Origin of the sequence: Rummeliibacillus sp. POC4 (genome assembly GCF_003576525.1) — a bacterium.
In the GTDB taxonomy this organism is placed as follows: Bacteria; Bacillota; Bacilli; order Bacillales_A; family Planococcaceae; genus Rummeliibacillus.
Genome location: NZ_QWUA01000008.1, coordinates 45,333 through 61,345, shown reverse-complemented (window position 1 = coordinate 61,345; position 16,013 = coordinate 45,333). Strand labels below are relative to the sequence as shown.

Sequence of the window (16,013 nt, the reverse complement as noted above, 5' to 3'; positions counted from 1 at the left end):
CATGTTATCTTTTCGATTTAGGCGGGCCTAAAATTTCAGCCATAACCATTGCTTGAGCTAACTCATTTGGGGTTTGAGGAAATTTAAAGCTGTTGTTTGTTTGATTATTATCATCTTTTGCAACTTGCTTTTTTGTAACATTTTGAAGCATTTCAGAACGGTCATAAGAAGTGTGATTCAAATGTTCAAAAACATTTTTTTCAATATTTCTCTCTTGTTTCTGAATCATTTCATTTGCCTGTTTTCTCAACTCATCAGGCTGTGGAATCTTCTTTTCTACCTCTTGTATAACGTTCTTTGAAGCTTCAGTAAGCTTTCTACGCATTGTTTGCTCTATTTTCTTTGGCTCAGAGCGTTGGACTCTACGATTAACAGGTGGAGGCGTGTTGGATTGCTCTTCTTTGTTTTTTAAGAAATAGCCTATAAGTGAAGAGATGACGAGTAAAATAATCGCTTCCAAGTTACACCCTCCTTTCTTCGTTTAAGTTATTGTTCCTTAGTGTTGTTAGCGTCATGTCCATTTTGATTCATTTTACCAATTGAATCACGCATTCCTGTATCAGCTTGAATGTTTTTGTAATTCATATAATCCATAATACCGATATTACCTGTGCGTAAAGCTTCTGCCATCGCCATAGGAACTTCTGCTTCTGCTTCAACTACTTTTGCTTTCATTTCTTGTACCTTTGCAATCATCTCTTGTTCAGAAGCAACTGCCATTGCACGACGTTCTTCGGCTTTTGCCTGTGCAATATTTTTATCTGCTTGGGATTGTTCAATTTGAAGTTCTGCCCCAATGTTCTTGCCGATATCAACATCCGCAATATCGATGGAAAGAATTTCAAATGCTGTACCTGAGTCTAATCCTTTTGATAATACAGTTTGTGAAATGGAGTCTGGATTTTCAAGTACATCCGTATGGCTTTGTGAACTACCAATCGTACTGACAATCCCTTCACCTACACGGGCAACGATTGTTTCTTCACCGGCCCCACCGACTAAACGGTCAATATTTGCACGAACAGTTATACGTGCTTTTGCTTTCACTTCAATACCATTCATCGCAACACCAGCGATAAATGGTGTTTCGATAACTTTAGGGTTAACAGACATTTGTACTGCCTCTAAAACATCACGCCCTGCTAAATCGATTGCTGCACAACGTTCAAATGTTAGAGAAATATTCGCACGGTGAGCTGCTATTAATGCATTTACTACTCGATCGACATTACCACCTGCTAAATAGTGACTTTCTAATTGGTTAATAGTAACAGGTAAGCCTGCTTTATGTGCTTTGATCAAAGGATTAACAATTCTTGATGGGATAACCCGACGTAAACGCATCCCTATTAATGTGAAAATACTAATTTTAACACCTGCAGCTAATGCTGAAATCCATAATGCTACTGGCACAAAAGTAAATAGAATTACTAGCGCTAAAAAAGCAACAACAATTCCGATAATTGTAACGATGAAACTACCACTTAATGCTGTCATTGTTCTCCTCCTATACTTTATGAGACTCTCGTACGACTATACGAACGCCTTCTACTTTAATAATAGTGACTTTTTTATGAGCTTCAATATAGCCACCTTCTGATACGACATCAATGCGCTCATCTCCTAACATCGCTGTGCCAGAGGGACGAAGAGGTGTTGTCGTAATCGCTTCCAATCCTAACAAATCTGTACGACTCTTATTGGATATATATCCTTTTTCAGTATCCGTTGAATCCTTTAAAACCATTTTGTTTAGCATATTCAGTTTTTTACCAAAAAACTTCATCATAATCACCATTCCTAAAACTGCCATAATTAAAGCAGTCAATATTGCATATGCCATATGCGTCGTATCTGCTCCTGAACTCAACAAACTAATAATAATTGCAACAAACCCTATGATTCCTACAATACCACCAGGCAAGATCAGCTCCAGTAATAATAAAATAATACCAAATACCAGTATAAATATACTTTGCCAAGTTGCAAATCCTGTAATCATATGAATTACGTAAAAAATTAATAGCGCCAAGATGCTTATAATACCGCCAAATCCAAAATGTGGTTGAAATAACTGAAAGACAATACCGATACTAGCTATACAAAGTAAAATGGCTACAACAAAAGGATGCGTCATCCACAGTAACATGCCATCTGTCGTATGAGTTGTTAAGTTGTCACTGGCATAACTTGGACTAGAAACATAAAACACTAAGAACATTGCAATAATCAATATTTTTGTTTTCTGCATTCTCCTTTACATTTACCCCTCCTCCGTCTAAAAACCTATCATTATAGTATACGGATAAATCCACAATAAGTTTCATTTATGCCTTTTTAGAATTTCTAATAGCATGAATGGACAACCGTACAAGAATTATTAAACTTAAGAATAACCCCAAGAACGAAGCCGTATTTAGATAAATGGCAGAAGCCGAATTGATGAATTGTGAAATGGCCAATAAAGATACGGAAATAATGCCAATTGTTATACCGACGATTAACAACATAAAATAGGATAGCCATTGGTTGACAAATGTGCTACTGGCTTTCTCCGAAAAAACATCTAACTTAACGGTTACTTTGCCTTTTTCTATGGTCTCTGCCATATTTTCAAATCGTCTTGGTAAATCTCTTAAAGAAGGTAATAACATGATCAATTCTTGTTCTAATAGAGCTTTTGTTTCTCTAATATTTGAAACAGGTAGAAATTTGCTTTTGTTGTCTGAAGTAAATAGTTTTGCTTCGGAAAACAAATCGAAATCTGTATCTAAAAAATTCAACGTCCCCTCCAAAGTAATTAGCGCTCGTAATGCTACACCTACCATTGGATATAGACGTAACTCATGCTTCTGCATAATGGCAAAAAGAGATTGAACAAGTTCTTCTGCAGAAATTCGATCTAAATAAGAAAGTTTAATAAGCAATTGGCTAATTGCTTGTAAAAGATTTTCCTCATGATTGATTTTATCATCTTGAACTAATTTCTTTACTCCTTCAAGTACTACTTTAGGATCATTCCGCTCAATACCGATAAACATCGTGCGTAAGCCTTGTTGTTGTATCGGTCCAATTCTTCCTACAGCACCAAAATCTAAGAAACAAGCTTGACCAGTTTCCTCAAGTACATAAATATTCCCAGGGTGTGGATCTGCATGGAAAACGCCCGCTACGAGCAACTGATGTAAGAATGTAAAGTAAATGGAGCGCAATAATTCTTTCTCTTCAATTTTATGTTGTTTAAGTAGTAATGCGCTATCTTTTATACTTACCCCTTGTATGAACTCTATAACTAAAATCATTCGATTACTATACTCTTTATAAATTTTAGGAATTTTTACAATCTTTTTGTTTTTGCCTAATGAATTTGTTATTTGTTCCATATTTCTAGCTTCAATTTCAAAATTAATCTCTTCACGAAGATTATCAGCAAAACCTTTTGCTAGTTGAAATATGCCAAGATTTTCAGCCCAAGAAGATTCTTCTGAAAGCCAATTCGCAAAATGCAGAAGAATATCTAAATCTTGATTCATAACTGATACTACTTCTGGGCGTAATATTTTTACTATCACTTCATCACCATTAGCTTTTAACTGCGCTCTATGTACTTGACCAATTGAACCTGCTGCTAGTGGTTCGTCATCAAAATATTTAAAAATATCCTCTAAAGGTTGTGATAGATTTTCTGATAATTGTTCATGTATTTGCTCTGTTGTCATTGGTTTAACAAATTGCTGTAATTTTGATAATTCTAAAATATATGCAGAGGGAAGGATATCTTTTCGAGTTGATAATACTTGACCAAACTTGATAAAGATTCCACCGCAATCTTCTAATGTTTTTCGTAAGATACTCGCAAGAAAACGGTCATTTTCATATGTCCTTTTATAGCTTAAAGTCCGTCCAATACCTTGTCGAAAGGCAATTCTGAAAACTTGAGAAAGGCGTCTTTGTCTTCTCCAACTACCGCGTAATCTAGTTATTATATTTCGGTTTCCTGTTAATCGTTCTCCTCGCTCTCCTAATTTAATCGGATCAAATAATTCTAGGATTAAGTAAAACAACATGGCGATTAACAACATACTTCCAATCCAAACAAGTGTACTGATATTTGTGACTTCTTGAATCATATCTTCTTTCGGAAAATCTGTATGACGCAAATACGAGTACCAATAAACAAATGTCGTAAATACAACGCTTAGCGTAGCTGATAATACCTTTTTGATAAAATTAAGCTTTGTCCCAATAAGACGCCCACTAACGAAATAGATCAGCAATCCTATTCCTATCAGTTGTAAAGCTGTCCATAAATAATGCATGGAATCACCTTCGCATAATAATTTCGTTACTTCTATTAAACCACAATACATTTGGTAAGGCTTGTAAAAACATTTAGTATGCTATTCAAATTTTTGAATAGCTAAAGGAATTATGTAATAAGACTGTTGAAAAATAAATAAGCCGAGAAACCAATTAAGATTTCCCGGCTTAGATTATTTGCGAGTTTAATAAATCATGATAGTGCGTGTTTAGAACGTAGGGATTGTCTAGGAATGGATATTACCACTTACGTTTACGTGCAGCTTCTGATTTCTTTTTGCGTTTTACGCTAGGTTTTTCATAAAATTCGCGTTTTCTTACCTCTTGAATAGTACCACTTTTAGAAACAGTACGTTTGAAGCGGCGAAGAGCATCTTCAAGCGATTCGTTTTTTCTAACGACAGTTTTTGTCATCTCTTTTTCCCTCCCTCCGAACACACGTCAAAACAGCAACATTACTTATTTACATAATAACGTTGTGTACTAAAGAATTATAACGTATATCTAGGCTTAGGTCAATACTATTGGGCGAATTAATAGTCTGTTTTTGAAATTTGTCCTTTTATAATTTTAACTCCAGAACTTGCACCGATACGAGTAGCTCCTGCTGCTACCATAGATTCTAAGTCTTCTAAACTTCTAACACCGCCTGATGCTTTAACTCCAATTTCAGGGCCAACAGTTTTACGCATTAATGCAACATCTTCTGCTTTAGCGCCTGCTGTTGAAAATCCAGTTGAAGTTTTAACAAAATCAGCTCCTGCTTTAACAGATAATTCACATGCTTTGATCTTTTCTTCATCTGAAAGAAGGCATGTTTCGATAATAACTTTCACTAAAGTACCGTTTGCAGCTTCAACAACAGCTTTAATATCATTTTCCACTACATCATACTGTTCGCTTTTTAATGCACCAATATTAATCACCATATCAATTTCTTCTGCGCCATTTGCGATTGCATCTTTTGTTTCAAATGCTTTTGTTGCGCTTGTAGAAGCTCCTAATGGGAATCCAATTACTGTACAAACTTTAGATGTTGCATCTTTTAGCTCTGATGCAGCTAAGCTAACCCAAGTGGGGTTTACACAAACTGAAGCAAAACCATATTCTTTTGCTTCTGCACAGATCTTTTTAATTTGTTCTTCAGTTGCTTCTGGTTTTAATAATGTGTGATCAATATATGAAGCATAATTTTTTGTCATTTTGTAAAACTCCTTTAATAACTAAGATGTACGTACATCTCAAGTCTAACATGAATAGCTATATCCTTTCCATTAAAACAAATATAAATAAATGATTTTCCAAGTATAGATTGCCCTTGATATATTCCGATAGTTCTGAAAACAATAAAAAGAAAAAGTGCACAATAAGAAGAACGTTCTTGTCTTTTGTGCACTAGCTTTTACTTTGTTTTATCTAAATATTCACTAACACCATCAGAAATTGATGTCGATAACTTATCAAGATAATGGCTGTTAGATAGATTTCTGTCTTCTTGTGGATTAGAGATATAACCTAACTCTACAAGAATAACGGGTACTTTAGACCAATTAAATCCTGCCAAATCGCTACGATAAATAAGGCCATTTTGGTAGAGTACAAAATCCTTTTCTACTTGTTTAACAATGGTTTGAGCAGCTATTTTACTCTCTCGGAATACTTTCTTCGTGTAAGGATTATCCTTTCCGGGGGCTATGATTGAGAACCCATGTACATTTGGATTTTCCGCACCATCAGCATGTATTCTGATGAATAACGATGACTGACGTTTGTTTGCGATTTTAGCGCGCTCAATATTCGATAAGTCTACTTCATTTGTATACCGAGTTAAAAAAACTTTATAACCCTTTTTCTGTAGTTTTTTTTGCAGCATTTTAGAAGCATCTAAAGTAATCGCATACTCACTCTTTTTTGTTATGGCACCTCTTGAACCGACAGTCGCTTTAAATTTGGTCATTTTAGATTTTGGTGCAACAGGTTCTTGTCCCAAATTTGCTTTTTCTTGATGACCTGGATCAATGGTAACCACAATATCCTTTTTAACCTTTTTGGGTCGTACTTGCTTTTTCTCTTTTATGTTAACTTTTGGTGCTTCTTTTGTTGTTCCCTTGGTTAAATCTTTCGATGGCTTTGTAGAAACAGTTGAATTCATATAATTACGATTACTATTTTTTAATAATCCTTGGTCTGTTTGATGATTGACGATTAACACAGCACTTGAGACAACGAGTGTCATAATGATTAATATAAGTGCCAACTTTTTCATCTGCATCGCCTCAATTCATTTTTCTACATTCAATAATATAACTATAACAAAAAAGCCCAGCTTTGGTCGCTAGGCTTTTTGACATATTCTAAAATTAGGCTTCAACAGTGTCCAATACGCGAACGAATTGTGCATGTGAATGTGGATATCCTGCCTTGTCAATTTTGACTTTGACTAGTTTACCAATCATATCTTCAGTGCCTTCAAATACAATTTTCAAATAGTTCGGAGTATAACCAGTCACTAATCCAGCTTCTTCGCCTTCTTTAATCACTTCTTCTGGAATGATTTCAAGAACTTCACCTTCAAATTTTGAAGCGTATTCTTTAGCTAATTGATCATTTAAAGTTAACAAACGATGTACACGTTCATTTTTAACTTCTTCATCAACTTGGTCTTCCATTCGAGCAGCAGGAGTACCTGTACGTTTTGAGAATGGGAATACATGAAGTTCTGCAAATTTATGTTTTGCGATGAAGTTATAAGTTTCCATAAATTCTTCTTCAGTTTCACCAGGGAAACCTACAATGACGTCTGAAGTTACAGCTAAGTCTGGTAATACTTCACGTAAGCGATCTAAACGTTCTCCGAAAAATTCCATCGTGTATTTACGACGCATCCGTTTTAAAACTGTGTCAGAACCAGATTGGATAGGAATGTGTAAATGATTGACAACAATTTTAGAATCACGTAACACTTCAATTACTTCATCTGTTAATTGACTTGCTTCAATTGAACTGATTCGTAGACGTTTTAAACCTTTAACATTTGCTTCAATATCTCGTAGAAGTTGTGCCAAATTATAGTCTTTTAAGTCTTGTCCATAACCACCTGTATGGATACCTGTTAAAACGATTTCTAAATAGCCAGCATCCACAAGTTGTTGTGCTTGACGTACAACTTCTTTTGGATCACGAGAACGCATTAAACCGCGTGCCCATGGAATAATACAGAAAGTACAGAAGTTATTGCACCCTTCTTGAATTTTCAAAGAAGCGCGTGTACGGTCAGTGAAATAAGGTACATCCAATTCTTCATATACTCTGTTTTTCATAATATTTTTTACTGCATTGATAGGTTGTCGTTCTTGCTTGTATTGTTCAATATATCCAAGCATTTTCGTACGGTCTTGTGTTCCGACTACTATATCAACACCTGGAATAGCCATAATCTCTGCAGGTGAAGTTTGTGCATAGCATCCTGTTACACAAATTACTGCATCTGGATTTTGACGTATCGCACGGCGAATGACTTGACGACTTTTTTTGTCCCCTGTATTCGTAACTGTACATGTATTAATCACATATACATCCGCTTGATGATCAAATTCTTTACGTTCATAACCTTCATCTTTGAACAGTTGCCAAATTGCTTCTGTTTCATAGTGATTCACTTTACATCCAAGTGTGTGAAAAGCCACTGAAGACAAGGCTGCTCACCTCTTTCATTCAAATTCATAAGAAATAGCAGAAAGCACATAGAAAGGTGCTGTTTCTGCTCGTAATATTCTAGGTCCTAGTGATATGCACTGACATCCTAATTGTTGTAGAGCTTGTGCCTCTTCGCGGGCAATTCCACCTTCTGGACCGAAGATAACAAGCATTGATTTATAATCATACACCTTTTTTAGTTGTTCGGCAAATCTCGTACGTACTTCTTGTTTCGCATCTTCTTCATCCGCAAGAAAGACTACATCATAGTTTTCTACTTCTTGTAAAAGTTTTTTAAAACTAATAGGTTCTTCAATTGTCGGAATATGTGTACGATGCGATTGTTCAGCTGCTTCTTTTGCAATCTTTTGCAAACGTTCTTGTTTCTTTTTGCCTTTTTTATAATCCCATTTTACAATTGAGCGTTCCGCCTCAAAAGGTATAAAAGAGTACATTCCAAGCTCTGTTGACTTTTGAACAATTAAATCTAGCTTATCACCTTTAGGTAAACCACAAGCAATCGTTACATGAATCGGAAGTTCTGGAGAACGGAGTGTACGTGTTGTTTTTTTCACATGCACTCCTTCTTCAGTTAGATTTGCAATTTCACAAATGGTTGCTTCACCATTATGTACGACGATAATTTCATCGCCAGCACGCATTCGCATGACTTTCGTTATATGGTGAGCGTCATCCCCGACGATGATGGCTAATTCATTGTCAAATGATTCGTTGATAAAATATCTTTGCATAAGTACACTCCATTAAATTTCAGCTTTGCGTGAAACAATTGTAACCCAGTCTTCCATCATCATAACCTCTTCAATCAAAAAGCCCGCTTTTTCAAGAGATGCTTTCACATCTTCTTTTTTTGCTTCGATAATACCTGATGTGATGAAATATCCACCTGGTTTAACAACCGTATATGCATCATCAGTAAAAGTCATAATAATTTCCGCTAATATGTTCGCGACAACAATTTCAGCAGGTTCTTTTACCGTATTCAATAAATTCCCTTGTACTACATCAATATGGTCTTGAACTTTGTTTAGCTTAACATTTAATTTAGCGGATTTCACAGCTACTTCATCCAAGTCAAGTGCATGAATATGTTTTGCACCTAACATAGCTGCTCCAATTGCTAACACACCAGAGCCAGTCCCTACATCAATAACTGTAGAATCTTTTGTAATATATTTTTCAAGTGCTTGCAAACTCATAACTGTAGTAGGATGAGTCCCTGTACCAAATGCCATTCCGGGATCTAATTCAATGATTAGTTCATCACTATCAACCGGTTCATACATTTCCCATGTCGGAACGATTGTAAAGCGATTGGAGATTTTCACTGGGTGGTAATATTTCTTCCAAGCAGTTGCCCATTCTTCTTCGTTCACTTCACTAATAGAAACTTCATTGGCACCTATATTAATATCAAAATTAATCAGATTAGTGATTGCAAGTTTGATTTCTTCTACTGTTTCTCCTAAAAAGCTTGTGACAGGTAAGTACGCCTTTATAATTACTCCATCTACTGGGAAATCGGATGGATCTAAATCATATATTTCACCAAATTCATTTTCATGAACTTTGATAAGATCTTCTGAATCTTCAATTACAACTCCACTTGCACCGGCCTCATGCAATATATTTGAGATAGGTTCAACAGCTTCATTTGTAGTATGGATGGATAATTCCGACCATTTCACTTACAATCACTCCTCTAATTATTCACCTTTAAATTTTTTCTTTAACTTATCAATTAATGAGCTACTTTGTTCCTCAGGAATATCACCTGAAACATTAGCGAACTCACGTAGTAATTCTTTTTGTTTTTCCGTAAGTTTTTTCGGAGTTTTAATTTGAACAATGACATGTTGGTCACCTGTACCATAACCATGAACGTTTTTGACACCCTTACCTTTCAAACGGAAACGATCACCTGATTGTGTACCTGCAGGTATTTTCATTTTCACTTTGCCATTGATTGTCGGCACTTCAATTTCATCACCAAGGGCAGCTTGAGGGAATGTGATTGGTAATTCTAAATAGATATCATCACCATCACGTTCAAATTTATCGCTAGCTCGGACATGGAACACAATGTATAAATCCCCTGCTGGACCACCGTTTATACCTGCTTCACCTTGACCACTTAAACGTAATTGTTGGCCGTCATCCACACCTGCTGGAATGTTGACTTTAATCTTCTTACGTTTTTTAACAGTACCTGCACCATGACATGTTGAACATTTATCTTTAATGATTTGACCTGTACCTTGACAGTGGCTACATGTGCGACGGTTAACCATTTGACCAAATGGTGTGTTAACTGTTTCTGATGTTTGACCAGATCCATTACAGTATGAACATGTTTCTTTTGAAGTTCCTGGTTTAGCACCAGTACCATGACAAGTTTCACAAGTTTCTTCTCGAGGAATTTCAATTTCTTTTTCTTTACCAAAGACAGCTTCTTCAAAGCTAATTGTCATTCGGTATTGAAGATCGTCGCCTTTACGTGGTGCATTCGGATCGCGGCGAGTTCTTCCGCCACCACCAAAGAATGAACTAAAGATATCTTCAAAGCCTCCAAAGCCTTCAGAACCACTAAAGCCTCCGAAACCTCCGAAGCCTTGATTTGGATCTTGATGTCCAAATTGATCATATCGAGCACGTTTTTGATCATCACTCAATACTTCATAGGCTTCTGCAATTTCTTTGAATTTTTCTTCTGCCCCTGGTTCCTTGTTTAAATCAGGATGGTATTTTTTTGATAGTTTACGATATGCTTTTTTAATTTCATCTTTAGATGCTGTTTTTGCAATACCTAAGACTTCGTAGTAATCGCGTTTTTCCATCTTCCACACTCCGCTCTATTCACATAATTATTATTGTATCATGTATCGATAATATGGCAAAAGTAATATTTTGCGAGTATCTTTTATTTTCTCATATTCGATTTTTCTAGAAGAACTTTAATTTAAAAAGCCAAAGCCCGAGAGCGGTCTTTGGCTTTTCAATATTTCTTTATTACGATGAATAGTCAGGCTTTCCGCGCGGCTAAACTCGCGCGTTTAGCACTCTTATAATCCGGCTTCTCGCGCCAGCCCCTCGTGTCATTTCAGTCCCTCAGTCGAAAGTTTAAAAGATACTTTCGATTCGGGCCTTCCAATGCTCTTCGTGGCTTACAGGCGCGTTTAGCACTCTTATTTGTCGTTTACTTCTGTGAAGTCTGCGTCAACTACACCATCGTCTTTTTTATCTGTTGCTTGGCCTTCAGCACCTGCTTGAGCTTGTTGAGCTTCTGCAGCTTTTTGGTAAACTTTCATCACTAATGGTTGAAGAACGCCTTCTAATTTTTCTTTAGCTGATTTAATTGTTTCGATTTCACCAGCTTCAAGAGCTTTTTGTAATTCTTCTTTTGCATCAGTTACTGATTTCTTTTCATCTTCAGTAATTTGATCACCTAGGTCAGTGATTGTTTTGTCTACTTGGAAGACTAATTGATCTGCTTCGTTTTTAAGATCTACTTCTTCTTTACGTTTTTTATCAGCTTCAGCATTTGCTTCTGCTTCTTTAACCATACGTTCGATGTCTTCTTCTGATAGACCTGAATCAGATTGGATAGTAATATTTTGTTCTTTTTGTGTACCTAGATCTTTTGCTTTTACATTAACGATACCATTTTTATCAATATCGAATGTTACTTCGATTTGAGGTACACCACGTGGAGCTGGTGGAATATCAGTTAATTGGAAGCGACCTAAAGTTTTGTTATCAGCAGCCATTGAACGTTCACCTTGTAATACGTGAATGTCTACTGCAGGTTGGTTATCAGCAGCTGTTGAGAATACTTGAGATTTAGATGTTGGGATTGTTGTGTTACGATCGATTAATTTTGTGAACACACCACCCATTGTTTCAATACCAAGTGATAATGGAGTTACGTCAAGAAGTACCACATCTTTAACATCACCAGTTAGTACACCACCTTGAACAGCAGCACCCATTGCTACTACTTCATCAGGGTTTACACCTTTATGAGGTTCTTTACCTGTTGCTTTTTTAACTGCTTCTTGAACAGCAGGAATACGAGTTGAACCACCAACAAGAATTACTTGGTCAATATCTGAAGCAGAAAGGTTAGCATCTGATAATGCTTGACGAGTTGGAACCATTGTACGTTCTACTAAATCTGAAGTAATTTCGTTAAATTTAGCACGTGATAGAGATACTTCTAAGTGTAATGGACCAGCTTCACCAGCAGTGATGAATGGAAGTGAAATTTGTGTAGTTGTTACACCAGATAATTCTTTTTTCGCTTTTTCAGCTGCATCTTTTAAACGTTGTAGAGCCATTTTATCTTGTGATAAATCGATACCGTTTTCTTTTTTGAATTCTGCTACTAAATAGTCAATGATTTTTTGGTCAAAGTCATCGCCACCAAGACGGTTATCACCAGCAGTAGCTAATACTTCGAATACACCATCACCAAGTTCAAGGATTGATACGTCGAAAGTACCGCCACCAAGGTCAAATACTAAAACTTTTTGATCTTGATCCATTTTTTCTAAACCATATGCTAGTGCTGCAGCTGTTGGTTCGTTAATAATACGTTCAACTTCAAGTCCAGCAATTTTACCAGCATCTTTAGTAGCTTGACGTTGAGCGTCATTGAAGTAAGCAGGAACAGTGATAACTGCTTTTGATACTTTTTCACCTAGATAATCTTCAGCGTATTCTTTTAAGTGTGTAAGAATCATTGCTGAAACTTCTTGAGGAGTGTATTCTTTATCTTCAACTTTAACTTTATAGTCAGTACCCATGTGACGTTTAATAGAGATAATAGTATTTGGGTTTGTAATTGATTGACGTTTAGCTACTTCACCAACTTGGCGTTCACCATTTTTGAATGCTACAACTGATGGAGTTGTACGAGCGCCTTCTTTGTTTGCGATTACTACAGGTTCGCCACCTTCTAATACAGATACGCAAGAGTTAGTTGTACCTAAGTCAATACCAATAATTTTACTCATTTGAATTTCCTCCTAGATTTCTATTCATCAAATTATGATGTGATTTATTCATTAACTTTAACCATTGCTGGTCGGAGTACGCGATCTTTTAGCATATAACCTTTTTGCAATTCTTGTAACACAATTCCTGATTCTTTTGAGTCATCTTTTTCTTGCATTACTGCATGATGAATATTCGGATCAAATTGTACATTTTCTGTTGCAACTGGTTCTAAGCCTTCTTTTTTTGTAGCTTCTATTAATGAACGGTAAACCATTTCGATTCCTTGTTTCATCGATTTGGCATCTTCCGTTGTTGCCTCTACTTGTAACGCACGTTCAAAATTATCTAACACTGGTAATAAATCAGTTAATAAATTTTGAGCACGATACTTTTCTTGTGCTACACGGTCAATTTGGTTACGACGTTTTAAATTGTCGAAATCGGCGCGTAAACGTATATAACGCTCTTCTTCTTGTGCTAGCTTTTCTTTTAACAGCGCTAGTTCATCTGGTTGTTCTTCGGATACATTTTCTTCCGTTGGTTCTTCAGTAGTTGTTTCTTCGTTTTCTACTGTTTCATCTACTGAAGTTTCATCAGAATTTTCTACAGTTGACTTTTCTTCATTTTCAACTAATTGCTCTTTTTCTTCTCTTGTCTGAGACAATTGTCATCCTCCTCTAATGTCGATCGTTACCGGATTCTTTTCGTAATCTCATTTGACATAAAATCTAATATTGAAACTACTCTTTTGTAATCCATCCGTGTAGGACCGATGATAGCAATAGATCCTTTTTGCTCTGTACCAATTAAATAAGACGCAGTAATAACACTACAACCTTCCATAGCTAAGTGATTATTCTCAGAGCCTATTCGAATATGAATACCTTGTTCATCTAATGGGAAAATCGTTTGAATTTGACTTGTCTTCTCCATTAGTTCCATTAACATTCGGACTTTATTTAAGTCATGGAATTCTGGCTGGTTAAGCATGTTCGTCTTTCCACCATAGTATATTTTACCTTCTCCTTGATAGTTGTTAATATCAAAGATTGACGATAGCAGGCCATCATAAGTGCCTATATGTTGTTTAATCACTGCCGCTGCCTCTTGCTCAAGCTTATTATGAAGCTGCTCAAGCGGAACACCGACAAGTCGATCATTTAAAATGTTCACGACTTTTTCAATATCCGAAGGTGAGAAATTCTTCGGTATTGAAATCAAGCGGTTTTCAACATGACCATTGTCAGTAACAATAATAGCCACGGCTGAGTCAGCTGTTAAAGGAACAATTGAAAATTGTTTTACTTTATGAAGCTGAACATCTGGACCCAAAATAATGGAAGTATATGTCGTCAAATCCGATAAAATAGCTGCAGATTTACGAATCACCTGTTCCGTTTCCATCATCCGATCTTGAAACAAAGATTGGATGGTTTTGATATCTTGAGTAGTAATAACTTGAGGCTTTAACAAATGATCCACATAAAATCTATAGCCTTTTTCTGAAGGTACTCGCCCGGAAGAAGTATGCGTTTTTTCCAAATAACCTAGATCCTCTAAATCAGCCATCTCATTTCGAATGGTAGCTGCACTAAAGGTCATCCCATCTTTCTTCGCAATTTGGCGAGACCCTACTGGCTGTGCTGTCGCTATGAAGTCATCTATGATTACTTGCAAAATTTGCAACTGTCGATTTGTTAGCATGATCATCACCTCTCGTTGTTAGCACTCACGATAGAGGAGTGCTAATACAATTATTAATTTATCACCTCTATATTATGATGTCAACGGAAATGCATAGGTTTATAGCAAAAATTCTTCAAATACTTCATTTCCAACAAAACGTCCTTTACGGGTTAGTTTTATATAGTCTCCTTCGATAGCAATGAGTTCTGTTTTCAATAGCTCCTGTATCTGTTTTTCATAAATACTTTCTATTGTGCAATTAAATTTGGTAAAGAAATGTTTTTTGCTTACGCCTTCTGTTTTGCGTAAACCTAAAAACAACTCTTCTTCAATACGTTCTTGCTTTGTTTCAGTATGTGTTTCATGAATCGGCTTATCCCCGTTTGCAATAGCTTCCATATATTTTTTTAGTGGACCATGATTTGAATAACGGATTCCTTTACTATACCCATGCGCTCCGGCACCAAGCCCAACGTATTCATCATTATCCCAATAAATACGATTATGAAGAGAAGAATAACCCTCTTTACTAAAATTACTAATTTCATATTGATGAAGGCCATGCTGTTCCATTTGTTGCATTAATACATCATACATTTCAGCTTCTAAGTCTTCGCCTGGTAATCGTAATTTTCTTTTTGCCATGAGATTATAAAAAATAGTTTTGGGCTCCACGATCAATGAATACGCTGAGTAATGTGGCAACCGAAGTGAAAATGCTATATCTAAAGTTTCTTTCCATTGCTCCATTGTTTGACCAGGTAATCCATACATCAGGTCGATACTAATATTTTTGAAACCTATTTTCTTAGCTTCTTCAATTGTTTGAAAAACATGTTTATTTGAATGGGTTCTTCCTAGTTTTCTTAATAAGTCTTCTTGGAAGGCTTGTACACCTAAACTTAACCGATTGACACCGCCATTATAGAGCACTTCTAGCTTTTCTTTAGTTAGTTCGTCCGGATTTGCTTCTGATGTAAATTCTGTGACATGTTCCATTGGTATATACATATGTATTAAGGTCAATAATCTTTTCAATTGTGTAGGTGATAATGATGTTGGTGTCCCTCCACCTAAAAATACTGTTTCAATGCTTTGAAAATCACTTTCTGCTGCCCATAGTCGCAGTTCTTCACCTAACGATTCTATATATTCATCGACTGGCTGATTTTTGAAAAATACCTTGTTGAAATCGCAATAGTTGCAAATCTGATGGCAAAATGGAATATGAATATAAATACCTCTAGCCAATCTAAAACCCTCTTTCAAATTATCTTTCCATAAACTTTTTA

General features: G+C 36.0%; 15 protein-coding genes. All 15 read right to left on the bottom strand.

The genetic code is table 11. The annotated features are described in order from the left end of the window. Positions 1 to 4: 4 nt before the first annotated feature. The 15 genes from D1606_RS04505 to hemW all read right to left on the bottom strand — a co-directional run bounded on the left by D1606_RS04505 (position 5) and on the right by hemW (position 15,972). The gene (locus D1606_RS04505) at positions 5 to 460 is read right to left on the bottom strand and encodes a hypothetical protein (protein WP_119414822.1); all 456 of its coding nucleotides are present in this window, start codon (positions 458 to 460) and stop codon (positions 5 to 7) included. 26 nt (positions 461 to 486) lie between these two features. After that, positions 487 to 1,497 carry a flotillin-like protein FloA gene (gene floA / locus D1606_RS04500; RefSeq protein WP_119414821.1) on the bottom strand — a complete coding sequence of 337 codons (1,011 nt, stop codon included), beginning with the start codon at positions 1,495 to 1,497 and terminating at the stop codon, positions 487 to 489. 10 nt (positions 1,498 to 1,507) lie between these two features. After that, positions 1,508 to 2,251, bottom strand: coding sequence for an NfeD family protein (locus tag D1606_RS04495; protein ID WP_119414820.1), 744 nt, complete (start codon positions 2,249 to 2,251; stop codon positions 1,508 to 1,510). A 76-nt stretch (positions 2,252 to 2,327) separates the two neighbouring features. Next, on the bottom strand, positions 2,328 to 4,319 hold the full coding sequence (locus D1606_RS04490) for an ABC1 kinase family protein (RefSeq protein WP_119414819.1): 1,992 nt from the start codon (positions 4,317 to 4,319) through the stop codon (positions 2,328 to 2,330). A gap of 241 nt (positions 4,320 to 4,560) precedes the next feature. After that, on the bottom strand, positions 4,561 to 4,734 hold the full coding sequence (gene rpsU, locus D1606_RS04485; protein WP_010287987.1) for a 30S ribosomal protein S21: 174 nt from the start codon (positions 4,732 to 4,734) through the stop codon (positions 4,561 to 4,563). 119 nt (positions 4,735 to 4,853) lie between these two features. Then, positions 4,854 to 5,522, bottom strand: a complete 669-nt coding sequence (gene deoC, locus D1606_RS04480) for a deoxyribose-phosphate aldolase (RefSeq protein WP_119414818.1) — start codon at positions 5,520 to 5,522, stop codon at positions 4,854 to 4,856. Between the two features lie 200 nt (positions 5,523 to 5,722). Further along, positions 5,723 to 6,586 carry an N-acetylmuramoyl-L-alanine amidase family protein gene (locus D1606_RS04475; protein WP_158582314.1) on the bottom strand — a complete coding sequence of 288 codons (864 nt, stop codon included), beginning with the start codon at positions 6,584 to 6,586 and terminating at the stop codon, positions 5,723 to 5,725. Positions 6,587 to 6,680: 94 nt separating this feature from the next. Next, positions 6,681 to 8,015: a tRNA (N(6)-L-threonylcarbamoyladenosine(37)-C(2))-methylthiotransferase MtaB gene (gene mtaB, locus D1606_RS04470; RefSeq protein WP_119414816.1), complete on the bottom strand. Its 1,335-nt coding sequence runs from the start codon at positions 8,013 to 8,015 to the stop codon at positions 6,681 to 6,683. Between the two features lie 15 nt (positions 8,016 to 8,030). Continuing rightward, positions 8,031 to 8,768, bottom strand: coding sequence for a 16S rRNA (uracil(1498)-N(3))-methyltransferase (locus D1606_RS04465; RefSeq protein ID WP_119414815.1), 738 nt, complete (start codon positions 8,766 to 8,768; stop codon positions 8,031 to 8,033). Between the two features lie 12 nt (positions 8,769 to 8,780). Continuing rightward, the gene (gene prmA, locus D1606_RS04460) at positions 8,781 to 9,725 is read right to left on the bottom strand and encodes a 50S ribosomal protein L11 methyltransferase (protein ID WP_119414814.1); all 945 of its coding nucleotides are present in this window, start codon (positions 9,723 to 9,725) and stop codon (positions 8,781 to 8,783) included. An 18-nt stretch (positions 9,726 to 9,743) separates the two neighbouring features. Next, complete coding sequence (gene dnaJ, locus D1606_RS04455) at positions 9,744 to 10,874, bottom strand: molecular chaperone DnaJ (protein ID WP_119414813.1); 1,131 nt, start codon at positions 10,872 to 10,874, stop codon at positions 9,744 to 9,746. 348 nt (positions 10,875 to 11,222) lie between these two features. After that, positions 11,223 to 13,052 carry a molecular chaperone DnaK gene (dnaK, locus tag D1606_RS04450; RefSeq protein ID WP_119414812.1) on the bottom strand — a complete coding sequence of 610 codons (1,830 nt, stop codon included), beginning with the start codon at positions 13,050 to 13,052 and terminating at the stop codon, positions 11,223 to 11,225. 44 nt (positions 13,053 to 13,096) lie between these two features. Further along, positions 13,097 to 13,699, bottom strand: coding sequence for a nucleotide exchange factor GrpE (gene grpE, locus D1606_RS04445; RefSeq protein WP_119414811.1), 603 nt, complete (start codon positions 13,697 to 13,699; stop codon positions 13,097 to 13,099). A gap of 26 nt (positions 13,700 to 13,725) precedes the next feature. Then, positions 13,726 to 14,739: a heat-inducible transcriptional repressor HrcA gene (gene hrcA / locus D1606_RS04440; protein ID WP_119414810.1), complete on the bottom strand. Its 1,014-nt coding sequence runs from the start codon at positions 14,737 to 14,739 to the stop codon at positions 13,726 to 13,728. A gap of 99 nt (positions 14,740 to 14,838) precedes the next feature. Continuing rightward, the gene (gene hemW / locus D1606_RS04435; protein ID WP_119414809.1) at positions 14,839 to 15,972 is read right to left on the bottom strand and encodes a radical SAM family heme chaperone HemW; all 1,134 of its coding nucleotides are present in this window, start codon (positions 15,970 to 15,972) and stop codon (positions 14,839 to 14,841) included. Positions 15,973 to 16,013 lie beyond the last annotated feature (41 nt).

Coding starts and splice junctions, on each gene's coding strand:
- rpsU (WP_010287987.1), bottom strand. CDS start 4,734: ATGACAAAAACTGTCGTTAGAAAAAACGAATCGCTTGAAGATGCTCTT.
- deoC (WP_119414818.1), bottom strand. CDS start 5,522: ATGACAAAAAATTATGCTTCATATATTGATCACACATTATTAAAACCA.
- dnaK (WP_119414812.1), bottom strand. CDS start 13,052: ATGAGTAAAATTATTGGTATTGACTTAGGTACAACTAACTCTTGCGTA.
- D1606_RS04475 (WP_158582314.1), bottom strand. CDS start 6,586: ATGAAAAAGTTGGCACTTATATTAATCATTATGACACTCGTTGTCTCA.
- D1606_RS04490 (WP_119414819.1), bottom strand. CDS start 4,319: ATGCATTATTTATGGACAGCTTTACAACTGATAGGAATAGGATTGCTG.
- D1606_RS04495 (WP_119414820.1), bottom strand. CDS start 2,251: ATGCAGAAAACAAAAATATTGATTATTGCAATGTTCTTAGTGTTTTAT.
- floA (WP_119414821.1), bottom strand. CDS start 1,497: ATGACAGCATTAAGTGGTAGTTTCATCGTTACAATTATCGGAATTGTT.
- D1606_RS04465 (WP_119414815.1), bottom strand. CDS start 8,768: ATGCAAAGATATTTTATCAACGAATCATTTGACAATGAATTAGCCATC.
- hrcA (WP_119414810.1), bottom strand. CDS start 14,739: ATGCTAACAAATCGACAGTTGCAAATTTTGCAAGTAATCATAGATGAC.
- dnaJ (WP_119414813.1), bottom strand. CDS start 10,874: ATGGAAAAACGCGATTACTACGAAGTCTTAGGTATTGCAAAAACAGCA.